Here is a 13,745-nt window from a genome sequence, read left to right on the forward strand (position 1 = left end):
CTTGAAGAGCGGCTGCGTCCGGCCGCTAAGGAAATCTCAACGCGCGTCGACAAGCTGGTCGCCGCCAACAACGAATATACGGCTCTGCGGCAAAGCCAGCTGATGACTGCGCTGGAGCAGGCGACCTGGGTCAGTCTGGCCGTCGGCGTCCTCGTGATCCTTGTCCTGGCCGGCTCGGCGCTGTTTTCAGTGCTCAACATCGCCCGTCCGATCCGTCGCATCGGCGACGTGCTGCTGCAACTGGCCGGCGGCAACAAGGCTGTCGAAATCCCTTATACCGCACGCGGCGACGAAGTCGGCGACAACGCGCGGGCCGCGCAGACGTTCAGGGACAATCTGATCCGCATCGAACAGATGGAAGCCGAGCAGAAGGATCAGGAGGCGGCAGCCGCCACGCGGCGCAAGCAGGAGATGATCCGGCTGGCCGGCGCGTTCGAAGATGCGGTCGGCGGCATCATCAACTCGGTTTCGTCCGCTTCCCAACAGCTCGAATCCGCCGCCGGCACATTGTCGGGGACTGCGGAAGAGACCGAGCAGCTTTCCGGAATGGTGGCCGCGGCATCCGAGGAAGCCTCGACCAATGTCGGGGCCGTGGCATCCGCCGCCGAGGAAATGAGCGCATCGGTCGTCGAGATCGGACGCCAGGTCCATGATTCCAGCCGCATTGCCGGCGAGGCGGTGAAGCAGGCCGAGCACACCGATGCCCGGATCAACGAATTGCTGAAGGCCGCAGGCCGGATCGGCGACGTCGTGAAATTGATCACCGCCATCGCGGAGCAGACCAATCTGCTGGCATTGAACGCCACGATCGAAGCGGCACGCGCCGGCGAGTCCGGCCGCGGCTTCGCCGTGGTGGCCAGCGAGGTCAAGGCGCTCGCGGCCCAGACCGCGAAAGCGACTGATGAAATCAGCGCGCAGATCGCCGGCATGCAGTCGGCCACGGAAGACTCGGTCGGCGCGATCAAGGCGATCGGCGCGACCATCTCCAAGATTTCGGACATCTCGACGACGATCGCGGCGACCATCGAAGAGCAGGGCGCCGCGACGGCCGAAATCGCACGCAACGTCAGCGAGGCCGCCAAGGGAACGGTCGAAGTTGCCGACAAGATCGCCCAGGTCAGCCACGGCGCCAGCGCGACCGGTTCGGCGTCGACCCAGGTTCTGGCATCCGCGCGCTCACTCTCGATGGAGAGTGGCCGCCTCAAGAACGAGGTTGCGAAATTCCTCGATACGGTGCGGGCGGCCTGACGCCCGGACACCCAGCGGCCGACACAACGCCGGCCGCAAGTCCTTTCTGACGCGTCGAATTACCAACGGCTCTTGGGAGGCCCCCACGCCGAGCCCCCGCTCGCGCCTGGGACAAACAAGTTAATCTGGGGGATTGAGCGATGATCATCAGCATTGTCGGCGGCGGCGCAACCGGCATCACGATCCTGCGCCATCTGGCGGAGCTCGCCGCATCGGGGCGAGATAACGGCGCGGTCAGCGGAATTCAGCTGTTCGACAAATCCGGTTTCGACGGCGGGGTTGCCTATCGCACCCAGAGCGATTGCCATCTGCTCAACATGAAGCCGTCGACGATGTCGATCCGCTCCGGCGACGCGGACGAGTTTCTGCGCTGGCTCCAGGCCCGCGGTCTCTCCTGCCCCGGCAACAAGCATCTGCCACGGATGGTCTATCGGGACTATCTCGACGCCGTGCGATTGGCTGCGATCGCGCAATGCCGGAGCATCGGCGTGCCGGTTCATGTCGAACATGCCGAGGTGGTCCGCATGCGCTTCTCGCCGGATCGCGACGTCCTCCTGACGACCGACCGCAACATCACGCACATCTCGTCCGCACTGATCCTCTGCACGGGTCACAACCCGCCCGATGATCCCTATGGTCTGGCAGCACACCCGAAGTACATCAGAGATCCCTACGCCCAATTCACTTTCGCCGATCGGCCCGGCACGGAGGTCGGCATCCTCGGAAGCGGGCTCAGCGCGGTCGACACCGCGGCAGCGCTCGCCAAGAGCCATCAGGCGGTCAGGATGACCTGCTTCTCGAGAAGCGGCCTGTTTCCCACGGTGCAGCCGGTGACGGTTCCCAAAATCGCGAACGACTTCCGCGACGCTCTGCATGGTTATGTGACCAGCCGCGCGCGGATCGAAGCGGACGCCTTCGCTGCCCGCCTTTCGGAACTACTGCTCGAGACCACCGGGATCCGCTGCGATCTGTCCTGCCGCAACGTCGGAGGCGATGCGCTTGATGATCTCGAACACAACATCGCACGCGCCGAAACCGGCGAGCCCAGCGTCCACTCCTATCTCGTCAGCGTCATCGACGTGATGTGCGAGGCCTGGAGCCGGATGAGCGATGCCGAGAAGATGCGCTTCATGGACGTCTACAATTCCGGCTGGCTTCGCAACCGCTCGGCGATGCCGCTGGAGAATGCCGTCCGCATGCGTGACCTGATGCGGTCAGGAAGGCTCTCGACGTGCGCCGGATTGCGCAGCGTGACCGCCACCGGCGACCGGTTTCGCGCGATCCTGGACGATGGCGATTGCCGCGAGGTCGATTACGTCATCGACGCGACGGGACCGTCCTACCGGCTGGACACCAGCCCGCTCTACCAGGACATGCAGCGCCAGGGCCTGATCGCATTCGACCCGCTCGGCGGCATCAGCTGCGGCTATGACGACAGCCGCGTCCACGACCGCCACGACAATCCCTATCCGAATGTCTACGCGGTCGGCGCTCCGACCAAGGGCACGCACTTCTACGCCGCCGCGGTCGACATCAATTTGCGCCGCGCCCAGACCGTTGTCGACACGATCCTCAACCCGAAAGGTCCTGAGATGAGCACCATCATCACGTCAGTCGAAGAAACCGACCGCCTGGCCGATCTCGTGCGCCGCGATCATCCCTCACTCGACACCATGGTCCTCGCGCCTGACGGCAAGTACCAGAACAGACCGGCGGCGCTGGACGAATTGATGTGGGAAGTGAGGGACTGCCTCGCCGAGACGCTCCGGCACTGGGCTCCCGAAGACTTCCCGACGCTCTACTGCGCATGGGGGCGTTGCCGCGTGGGCTCGACCGCGCTCACAAATCTGTTCGGCGTTGCCGGCATACCCTCTTACTTCCAGCCGGTGAAGGTCGTCCTGCGCCATCGCTTGCTTGGAAATGCGGGCGAGCCCTGGGCCGCGCCCACGGCCGCAGAGCAGCCGCACATCTTCAGCAAGGAAATGGCCGGACCTTATGTCCTGGCTGAAAGCCTATTCCTGCCGCTCCAGCCGCTGATCGAGGCAGGCTGGCCCGCGGAGAAGCTTCACATGATCATGCTCGACCGCGACCCCGCGAGCTCGCTCGCATCCTGGCTCGAGAAGTGGTCGGATCGCGTTCCCGAGGGCCGCCTGATCCAGAACTATGTGATCTCTTCCCTGAACGCGCTTCGGGTCGAGAGCTATGCAAGGCGGCACGGCGTGCCGGTGACGCACTATGTCTATGAAGCCAGCAAGGACGCGACCGGCTCGGTGCGAAAGCTGTTCGACCGGCTCGGCCTGGGCGAACGCTTCATCGAAAGCGCCGTCACCGACTGGAAGGAGCGCGGGCAGATCGAAACGAAGGGGTCGGGCGTGACCTTCCTCAGCGAGCCGAAGATCTACACCGTGGTCGGCCTTCATGGGTCTGATACGGCCTATCGCTACCGGAGCCGCAAGACCGCCTCGCTGAGTGAGGCTCAGCTCCAGGTGATCGGACGCTACGGCATCGACGAGATGTATCGCGCCTCCGTGGCGGCCTGCATCCGTGATCTCTCGCTGGACACCGACACCGCGGCGCGTCTGTTCGGCGATTGCCTCGGTACCGCCGCATGAGCGGACAGCTCGCGCCCACGATGGTGGCAGCGCCGACGCACCACGCGTCCGATGACGCCACCATGCGCCACATTGCCACCAGCCATCTTCGTCGCCTCGAAGCGGAAAGCATCCATATCCTGCGCGAGACCGTGGCCGAGTTCCGCAAACCGGTCATGCTCTACTCGATCGGCAAGGATTCCTCGGTCCTGCTGCATCTGGCGATGAAGGCTTTTCATCCCGGCAGGCCGCCGTTTCCGCTGCTGCATGTCGACACGACCTGGAAGTTCCGCGAGATGATCGCATTTCGCGACCGCCGCGCGCGTGAGCTCGGCCTCGACCTGATCGTCCACACCAACCAGGACGGATTGAGCCAGGGCATCACCCCCTTCAGCCACGGCTCCGCCCGCTACACCGACGTGATGAAGACGCAGGCGTTGCGACAGGCGCTGGACCTCCACGGCTTCGACGCCGCGATTGGAGGCGCACGGCGCGACGAGGAGAAGTCGCGCGCCAAGGAGCGCGTGTTCTCGCACCGGAGCGCGGCGCATCGCTGGGATCCCAAGAACCAGCGGCCGGAGCTGTGGAGCCTGTACAACACGATGCTCGCGCCCGGCGAGAGCATGCGGGTGTTTCCGCTGTCGAACTGGACCGAGCTCGACGTCTGGGACTACATCCTGCTCGAGAGCATCCCGATCGTCCCGCTCTATCTGGCGGCAAAGCGCCCCGTGGTCGAGCGCGACGGCACGCTGATCATGGTCGACGATGAGCGCATGCCGCTGCTTGCGGATGAAGCGCCGCGCTGGCGCTCCGTCAGGTTTCGCACGCTGGGCTGCTATCCGCTCAGCGGCGCGACGATCTCGACGGCGGCAACGCTGCCGGAGATCGTACGGGAGATGACGGCCTCACGCACGTCCGAACGGCAGGGACGCATGATCGATCGCGACAGTCCCGCCTCGATGGAGCGCAAGAAAGCGGAAGGCTACTTCTGATGTCCTATCACGAGGCCCCCACGATCGCCGCTCCCGATGCGCCGCGGCTCGCCCAGGGCGATCGCCCGACCCTGCGTTTCGTCACCTGCGGCAGCGTCGACGACGGCAAGAGCACGCTGGTCGGGCGGCTGCTCTACGATTCCAAGACGCTTTTGGACGACCAGCTCGACGCATTGACATCGGAAAGCAAGACCGCGGGCACCACGGGCGGCGATCTCGATTTCGCACTGCTGGTCGACGGCCTGCAGGCCGAGCGTGAGCAGGGCATCACCATCGATGTCGCCTACCGGTTCTTCGCCACCAAGCTGCGCCGCTTCATTGTTGCCGACACGCCGGGACACACGCAATACACCCGCAACATGGCAACCGGCGCCTCCAATGCCGATCTTGCCGTCGTGCTGGTCGATGCGCGCAAGGGCGTGATCACGCAAACCCGGCGCCACGGCCACATCCTGTCGCTGCTCGGCATTCGCCACGTCGTGCTCGCCGTGAACAAGATGGATCTGGTCGGCTTCGACGGCGGCCGTTTCGCGGCCGTCACCGCCGAATATCTGACGCTGGCCGGACAGCTCGGGATTTCGCAGGTCCGATGCATCCCGGTCGTGGCGCCGGACGGCGACAACATCGCCGTCGCGAGCACGCGCATGCCCTGGTACACCGGGCCGACAGTCACGGCTTATCTGGAGTCGGTCGACGTCGCCGGCGATATCTCGGAGCGGCCGTTCCGGCTGCCGGTGCAATGGGTCAACCGCCCGCATGCGGAGTTTCGCGGCTTCAGTGGACGGATCGCCAGCGGAGCGATCTCGGTCGGCGAGACTGTCACGGTGCAGCCGTCGGGCCGACGGGCCCGTGTCGCGCGGATTCTCACGCCCGTTGGCGAGCGCGATCGCGCCGCGGCCGGCCAATCCGTAACACTGACATTGAGTGACGAGATCGACGTCAGTCGCGGCGACGTGCTGACCGCGGGAGCGGCACCGCTCGTCTCGGATCAGCTGGCGGCACATCTCGTCTGGTTCGACGACGACGCCATGGTGCCGGGCCGGCGCTACATGCTCAAATGCGGCACCGCTTCGACCGGCGCAGTGATCACGACTGTCAAGCACCGCATTGAGATCGACACAATGGCGCAGGAAAGCGCCACCACGCTCAATGCCAACCAGATCGGCTATGTCCATCTCAGCCTCGACCGCGCCCTGGTGTTCGAGGCCTATCGCGACAGTCGCGAGATGGGCAGCTTCATTCTCGTCGACCCGATCAGCCATCGCACGGCCGCGGCCGGCATGATCGAGCTGTCACTCCGCCGCGCCACCAACGTTCACTGGCAACGGCTCGCCGTCGACAAATCCGTGCGCGCGCGGCTCAAGCAGCAGCGACCCTGCGTGCTGTGGTTCACGGGGCTCAGCGGCGCCGGCAAATCGACGCTCGCCAATCTCGTCGACCGGCGGCTGGCTGAGTTCGGACGTCATGCGGCGCTGCTCGACGGCGACAATCTCCGCCACGGCATCAATCGTGACCTCGGCTTTTCCAGCTCGGAAAGGATGGAGAACGTCCGGCGCGTCGCCGAGATCGCGGCGCTGTTCGTCGACGCCGGCATGATCGCCCTGGTCGCGCTGATCTCACCGTTCCGCAGCGAGCGCGAGATGGCGCGGCACCGGGTCGAGGCGGGCGAGTTCATCGAGATCCATGTCGCAACCCCGCTCGCCGAATGCGAGCGGCGCGACCCCAAGGGGCTGTATCGCAAGGCGCGGGCGGGAGAGCTGCCCGGGTTCACCGGCATCGACGATCCCTACGAGGCGCCGCAGGCGCCTGAAATCACGATCGACACTTCGGAACTGACGAGCGAGGCGGCCTGCGAGCGCATCATCCGCTACTTGCAGGAGCACCATTATCTGTAGCGGCGGAATCATGGAGGCTGCCGGGCGAGGCCGCTGGCCTCAAAAATCCGAGGCGATGCCTTTGCGCTCCCAATCGCCGTAGCGCGTCGGCTCGGGTCCCTTCGGCCCCTGCAACTCCTTGGGTGCCGTCCCGGCTTTGGCCGCGGCGGCTTGCCGGCGGGCCTCGGCTTCGGCCAGCGCGCGCTGGGCGGCCGGCGGCAAGGGCTTGCGGTTGGAAGCGGGAGGCTGGTCGTTCATCGTTCGGGTCCTAGCGCAGGATCGAGACCGGCGCGACGTCCAATAACGCATTGCTGAAATGGCAGCCAAGGGCTGAAATCGCCAGAGGCCATTCTTACATTTGGCATATTCGCATGCCACACAAGGACTTCTTAAGGCATGCGCCCCTTTCGGCGGAACTGCCGCTCGCTCAGAACCTTACGTCCGCATGCCATCTCAACGTTTTGCTCCTCCCTCCGAAGTGCCTGGTCTCGCGGCGCGGCGGATCGCTGCCGACATCGTCGACGGCGTTCTGCACAAGCACCGCACGCTTGACGACCAGCTCGACGGCTCCGGCGCCCATCCCGGGCTGAAGACGCTCGCCGACCGTGATCGCGCGCTGATGCGGCGGCTGGTTGCAACCATCCTGCGCCGGCTCGGCACGCTCGGCCATGTGCTGTCGCGCCTGCTCGACAAGGGCATCCCATCCGATGCGCCGCGCGCACAGAGCGCACTGCTGATCGGCGCCGCCCAGATCCTCTGGATGGACGTGCCCGATCACGCCGCGGTCGATCTCTCGGTCCGTCTGGTGCAATCCGACCGGCGCGCCGCGCGCTATGCCGGCCTCGTCAACGCCGTGCTGCGCCGCTGTGCGCGCGAGGGCCAGGCGCTGGTCGAGGAGGTCGCGACGCAATCGTTGGACCTGCCGCCTTGGCTGCTGGCGCGCTGGAGCGCGCATTACGGCGAGGCAACCGCGCGGGACATGGCGCTCGCGCTCGGCCACGAGCCTTCGCTCGATCTGACCGTGAAGTCCGACGCCGCGCAATGGGCGACCCGACTGCATGGCGAGGTGCTGCCGACCGGATCGGTGCGCACGCTGCTGCACGGCTCGGTCACGATGCTGCCCGGCTTCGCCGAAGGACAATGGTGGGTGCAGGATGCCGCCGCCGCGCTGCCGGTCCGGCTGTTCGGCGACATCAAGGGCAAATCCATCGCCGATCTCTGTGCCGCTCCCGGCGGCAAGACCGCGCAGCTGGCACTGGGAGGCGCCCATGTCACGGCGCTTGACCGCTCCCCGGCCCGGGTGGCGCGCCTGCGCGAAAATCTGACTCGGCTGTCGCTCCAGGCCGAGACCGTGGTCGCTGACGCGGTGGAATGGACGGGACCGGCAGAGGGCTTCGATGGAATCCTGATCGATGCGCCCTGCACTTCGACCGGGACGATTCGTCGGCATCCCGACGTCGCATGGCTGCGGCAGGAATCCGATGTCGCCGCAATGACGGTTCTGCAGCAGCGGCTTCTGCGCAAATCCGTGTCGCTGCTCAAGCCCGGCGGCACGCTGGTTTACTGCACATGTTCGCTGGAACCCGAAGAAGGCGAGCAGGCGATCGCTACGCTGCTGGCCGCAGAGCCCGCGCTTCGCCGCGTGCCGATCGAGGCCAGCGAGGTCTGCGGGCTCAGCGAGATCATCACCAAAGAGGGCGATCTACGAACTCTGCCGAGCCACCTGCCGCACGCCGACCCGAAGCTCGGCGGCCTCGACGGATTTTTCGCGGCCCGGCTCGTTAAGTCCTGATTTTGCACCGGATTTTGCTACCGCCAGCCTGATTCGGGGCCTTTCAAGGTGGTGTCAGACGCCCGATTTTGGGATTAATAAGGATTCGTCGGAATCCTCTCCCCCTTCAAGGCAAGGCGTGTCGGTCGCTCAACGCAGACGTATCTCGACGCTGGTGATGAACCGCTTCGCGCGGAACGTGCTCGCGCGCGCGAGCGGTGGTTCCGTGGCGCTGTCGCGGGTCTGGCCCGGGCGGACCGATCGGCTGATCATCGCGCCGCATGACTTGCGCACCGCGGATGCGACGCGCGCCGCCGAGATCTATGCCGGACGCTTCGTATTCGCCGGCAAGATCGTCAACTGCCACGGCCGCTCGATCTTCGATCTCGATCCGCCCTCCGAGGACTGGGAGGTCGCGCTGCTCGGCTTCGGCTGGCTCCGGCACCTGCGCGCCGCCGACACCGCCCTGACCCGGGCGAATGCGCGCGCATTGGTCGAGGACTGGATCGGCAACCCCGCCAACAAGCGCCGCCCTGTCGCCCGCCGCGCCGACGTGCTGGCGCGCCGCGTGATCTCGCTGCTGTCGCAGGCGCCATTGGTGCTCAACGACACCGACAACAAGTTCTACCGCCGCTACCTGCGCGGACTCGCACGCGAGATCCGCTTGCTGCGCTACACCATGGTCAACATCCCGGACGGTGTGCCGAAGCTCCAGGTGCAGATCGCGCTGTGCTACACGACGCTCTGCCTCGCCAACCAGGCCCGTCATATCCGCAGCGCGTCGAAGAAGCTCTCGGACGAATTGCAGCGGCAGATCCTCCCCGACGGCGGACACATCTCCCGCAATCCGGGTGCGCTGATCGAGCTCCTGATCGACCTGCTGCCGCTGCGACAGACCTTTGCCGCGCGCAACATCGCGCCTCCGCCGGCCTTGCTCAATGCGATCGACCGCATGATGCCGATGCTGCGCTTCTTCCGGCACGGCGACGGCAATTTCGCGCTGTTCAACGGCATGAGCGCGACGCCGTCGGACCTGCTCGCGACGCTGCTCGCCTATGACGATACCCATGGCGCGCCGATGGCGAACATGCCGCACACCGGCTTCCAGCGCCTCGATGCCGGCCCGACCACTGTGATCATCGACACGGGCCCGCCGCCGCCGCCCGGCGTCAGTCACGATGCACATGCCGGCTGCCTGTCGTTCGAATTGTCCTCCGGCACCAGCCGCATCGTCACCAATTGCGGCATGCCGACCACAGGCCGCGACAATTGGCGGCCCTTCGCGCGCGGCACCGCGGCGCATTCGACGCTGACTTATCACGACACCTCGTCCTGCCAGTTCGTCGAGATGTCGGCAATGAAGCGGCTGCTGCACGGCGCACCCGTTATCAGCGGCCCCCACGATGTCGAGAGCTATCGCGAGATCGTGCAGGACGGCACGCTGCTGACGACCTCGCATGACGGCTATCTTGCCAAGTTCGGCGTGATCCATCGCCGCGTGCTGATGGTAGCCAATGACGGCGCGCGGATCGACGGCGAGGACACGCTGTCGCCGCCCCAAGGCGCGCGCCTCAAGGGTGCCGGCGCCGATTTTGCGCTGCGCTTCCACCTGCATCCGGCGGTCAAGGCGAGCCGGCTCTCGGACGCACGCGGCGTCATGCTGGTGCTGCCGAACCGCGACGTCTGGACATTCGAAGCCCTGGACGACAAGGTCGATCTCGAGGACAGCGTGTTCCTGGCCGGCAATGACGGCCCGCGCCGTACCGCCCAGATCGTGATCCGCCAGGACGCCCGTCAGGCGCCCTCGATCCGCTGGAGCTTTGTCCGCTCCTCCGCCTCGCCCGCGGTGACCAATGCCCGCCGCAACGCCCGGCGCGAGCCGGAACTCCCGCTGTAAAAGAGGCACGATTCGGCCCGATCTGAGCGTTGTGAACGACGCCGAAAACTGCTATCGAGCGCTCGTTCGCGCGACTGGCGACCTTGGATGGAGCACCATCGGGAAGCGCGACAGATATCCGCCGCGCGCCTGGGCATAGACACTCCCTTAGCAGAGGATCTTGCTCATGACTGACCACCCCCGCCGCGTCACCCGCGCCCTTCTGTCCGTCTCGGACAAATCAGGCCTGATCGAGTTCGCCAAGGCCCTTGCCGCCCATGACGTCGAGCTGGTCTCGACCGGCGGCACCGCGAAGGCGATCGCCGCGGCCGGCCTCAAGGTGAAGGACGTCTCCGACCTCACGGGCTTCCCCGAGATGATGGATGGCCGCGTCAAGACGCTGCACCCGAAGGTGCATGGCGGCCTGCTCGCGATCCGCGACAACAAGGAGCATGCGGAGGCGATGAAGGCGCACGGCATCGCGCCGATCGACCTGCTCGTCGTCAATCTCTATCCGTTCGAAGCCACCGTCGAAAAAGGCGCGGGCTTCGAGGATTGCATCGAGAATATCGACATCGGCGGACCCGCGATGATCCGCGCCGCCGCCAAGAACCATGACGACGTCGCCGTCGTGGTCGAAGCAGACGACTACAAGGCCGTGTTAGAGGAGATCGCCGCCAACAACGGCGCGACGACGCTGAAGCTGCGCCGGCGGCTGGCCGCAAAGGCCTATGCCCGCACCGCGGCTTACGACGCCGCGATCTCGAACTGGTTCAATCGCCAGCTCGAAATCGATGCGCCCGACTTCCGCGCCTTCGGCGGCAGGCTGATCCAGTCGCTGCGCTACGGCGAGAACCCGCACCAGACCGCGGCGTTCTATGCCACGCCCGACAAGCGCCCGGGCGTCTCGACCGCACGACAGCTCCAGGGCAAGGAGCTCTCCTACAACAACATCAACGACACCGATGCGGCCTATGAGTGCATCGGCGAATTTGACACCAAACGCACCGCGGCCTGCGTCATCGTCAAGCACGCCAATCCCTGCGGCGTCGCGGAAGGCGCTAACCTCGTCGAGGCCTATCGCAAGGCGCTGGCCTGCGATTCCACCTCGGCCTTCGGCGGCATTATCGCGATGAACCGGCCGCTCGATGCCGACACCGCGCGCGAGATCACCAAGATCTTCACCGAGGTGATCATCGCGCCAGATGCGAGCGAAGAGGCAATTGCCATCATCGGCGCGCGCAAGAATTTGCGCCTGCTGCTTGCCGGCAGCCTGCCGGATCCGCGCGCGCCTGGCCTGACCGCCAAGACCGTCGCGGGCGGCCTTCTGGTGCAAAGCCGAGACAACGCCGTGGTCGACGACATGACGTTCAAGGTCGTAACCAGGCGTGCGCCAACCGACGCGGAGATGCGCGACCTCAAGTTCGCCTTCCGCGTGGCCAAGCACGTCAAGTCCAACACCATCATCTACGCCAAGGATCTCGCCACCGTCGGCATCGGCGCGGGCCAGATGAGCCGCGTGGATTCAGCGCGGATCGCGGCGCGCAAGGCGCAGGATGCGGCGAACGAGCTGAAGCTCGCCGAGCCGCTCACCAAGGGTTCGGTGGTGGCGTCGGACGCATTCTTCCCGTTCGCCGACGGCATGCTCGCCTGCATCGAAGCCGGCGCTACTGCCGTGGTGCAGCCCGGCGGCTCGATGCGCGACGACGAGGTGATCAAGGCCGCCGACGAGCACGGTATCGCCATGGTGTTCACGGGAACGCGGCACTTCAGGCACTGATTTATCAACTCGTCATTGCGAGCGAAGCGAAGCAATCCAGGATCCGTTCGAGGAGGCAGTCTGGATTGCTTCGTCGCCAGCGCAAAATTGCCACGCAATTTTGTCGCGGGCTCCTCGCAATGACGGGGATGGGATTGCGCGATGCGCGCTACTCCCGCACCCGCATCAGCAGCGCCAGTCCAGCGACGAAGAACACCACCAGCACGGCCATGCCGGCCTTCTGGCTCGCGGTCACTGCGGTGATCACGCCGATCAGCAGCGGGCCGATGAAGGACGTCACCTTTCCGGTCAACGCGAACAGGCCAAAATACTGGGCGATGCGATCCTTCGGCGCGAGGCGGATCAGCAGCGTGCGTGACGCGGCCTGAAGCGGGCCGCCTGCCGCGCCGATCAGGCAACCCAGCACGACATAGGCCCGCTCGGCGGCGGCACCAAACAATGGACCGCCCGGCACTGGCTGCGCGACCTTGACGAACAGCACGCTGTCCTTGTCGACGAGCAGGATCGCTGCCACGGAAAGCAGCAGGATCAGCATGCTGCCGGCGATGACGCGCTTGGGACCGAGGAAGTCGTCGAGCTTGCCGCCAAGCCACGCCCCGAAGGTGCCGGCGATGGCGAGGATGATTCCGAACGTGCCGATCTGGATCGTGTGCCAGCCGAACGTGCCTGCGGCGTAGATGCCGCCGAATGCGAACAGCGACACCAGGCCATCGGTGTAGATCATGTTGGCGAGCAGGAACGCGGCGAGCGACTTCTGCTGCGGCAAGCTCTTCAGCGACCGCCTCAGATTGGCGAGGCCTTCGTGCAGCGCCTCGCGCACCGGACGCTTCGCCGGATAATCGGGCGTGAACAGGAACATCGGCGTGACGAAGACGATGAACCACAGCCCGGTCAACGGTCCGGCAGCGCGATCGCCTTCGTGGGTGGCGGGATCGAGCCCGAACAGCGGTGTGAAGCCAAGCAGCGTGCGACCAGTCTCGGGATTGGCCGCGAGAAAGCCGAGCACGATGATCAAGCTGACGATGCCGCCGATATAGCCTGTGGCCCAGCCGGTGCCAGAGAGCCGGCCGATGCGCTCCGGCGGCACCAGCGTCGGCATCATCGCATTGTTGAAGACGGTGGCGAATTCCGCGCCGACGCTGGCGAGCGCGACCGCGGTCAGCAGCGGCGGAATGATGGCGTGATCGCCGGGCTTGCCGATCCACAGCGCGCAGGAGGCCAGCACCAGCACCGCGCCGAACGCAGCGATCCAGGGCTTGCGGCGGCCCGCAGCGTCCGCGATGGCGCCGAGCACGGGCGACAACAGCGCAATCGCCATGCCGGCTGCTGCCATGGCAAATCCCCACAGCGATTGCCCCGCGGCGGGGTCTGGCGCGACGCTGGTGGCAAAATAGGGCGCGAACACAAAGGTCGTGATCAGCGTGAAATAAGGCTGCGCGGCCCAGTCGAAGAAGATCCAGCTGACGACGGCGGCGCGCGGCGGATAGGTCCGCGGGGCGCCGGCCATGCGCGCGTCCGGGGCGATCGTCGTCATTGCGCAGTCCTCATCACAAACAGTTTTGTCCCTCTTAGCGTAAACCGTATAGCATTGCAGCGCGGTGCGTGAATTAGCC

9 protein-coding genes and 1 riboswitch are annotated in these 13,745 nt (G+C 65.9%); of the genes, 7 read left to right on the forward strand and 2 right to left on the reverse strand.

The genetic code is table 11. The annotated features are described in order from the left end of the window. The 4 genes from IF809_RS31755 to cysN all read left to right on the forward strand — a co-directional run. The coding region (locus tag IF809_RS31755; protein ID WP_462839500.1) for a methyl-accepting chemotaxis protein at positions 1-1,248 on the forward strand (1,248 nt) is incomplete at its 5' end. A 140-nt stretch (positions 1,249-1,388) separates the two neighbouring features. Further along, entirely contained in the window at positions 1,389-3,860 is a 2,472-nt protein-coding gene (locus IF809_RS31760) for an FAD/NAD(P)-binding protein (protein ID WP_462839501.1), read from the forward strand. A gap of 20 nt (positions 3,861-3,880) precedes the next feature. Further along, on the forward strand, positions 3,881-4,831 hold the full coding sequence (cysD, locus tag IF809_RS31765; protein ID WP_462839517.1) for a sulfate adenylyltransferase subunit CysD: 951 nt from the start codon (positions 3,881-3,883) through the stop codon (positions 4,829-4,831). Next, a complete protein-coding gene (gene cysN / locus IF809_RS31770; RefSeq protein WP_462839502.1) occupies positions 4,831-6,726 on the forward strand; it encodes a sulfate adenylyltransferase subunit CysN in 1,896 nt (631 codons plus the stop codon). Before cysD ends, cysN begins: the two co-directional genes overlap by 1 nt. A gap of 39 nt (positions 6,727-6,765) precedes the next feature. On the opposite strand, the gene IF809_RS31775 is transcribed toward cysN, so the two are convergent. Continuing rightward, the gene (locus IF809_RS31775) at positions 6,766-6,963 is read right to left on the reverse strand and encodes a DUF1674 domain-containing protein (RefSeq protein WP_462839503.1); all 198 of its coding nucleotides are present in this window, start codon (positions 6,961-6,963) and stop codon (positions 6,766-6,768) included. 187 nt (positions 6,964-7,150) lie between these two features. Here IF809_RS31775 and IF809_RS31780 point away from each other — a divergent pair, with 187 nt between their 5' ends. From IF809_RS31780 to purH, 3 genes are all read left to right on the forward strand, one after another. Continuing rightward, positions 7,151-8,497 (forward strand): RsmB/NOP family class I SAM-dependent RNA methyltransferase, encoded by a 1,347-nt coding sequence (locus IF809_RS31780; protein ID WP_462839504.1) that lies wholly within the window; start codon positions 7,151-7,153, stop codon positions 8,495-8,497. 157 nt (positions 8,498-8,654) lie between these two features. Continuing rightward, positions 8,655-10,373, forward strand: a complete 1,719-nt coding sequence (locus tag IF809_RS31785) for a heparinase II/III family protein (RefSeq protein ID WP_453983764.1) — start codon at positions 8,655-8,657, stop codon at positions 10,371-10,373. Positions 10,374-10,433: 60 nt separating this feature from the next. After that, positions 10,434-10,515: riboswitch (ZMP/ZTP riboswitch) on the forward strand. 24 nt (positions 10,516-10,539) lie between these two features. Next, positions 10,540-12,132 (forward strand): bifunctional phosphoribosylaminoimidazolecarboxamide formyltransferase/IMP cyclohydrolase, encoded by a 1,593-nt coding sequence (gene purH, locus IF809_RS31790; RefSeq protein ID WP_462839505.1) that lies wholly within the window; start codon positions 10,540-10,542, stop codon positions 12,130-12,132. Positions 12,133-12,280: 148 nt separating this feature from the next. Here the strand turns inward: purH and IF809_RS31795 are convergent, their stop codons facing one another. After that, complete coding sequence (locus tag IF809_RS31795; protein ID WP_462839506.1) at positions 12,281-13,666, reverse strand: MFS transporter; 1,386 nt, start codon at positions 13,664-13,666, stop codon at positions 12,281-12,283. Between the last annotated feature and the right edge of the window lie 79 nt (positions 13,667-13,745).

The sequence above is a fragment of the Bradyrhizobium sp. UFLA06-24 genome (assembly GCF_054967145.1).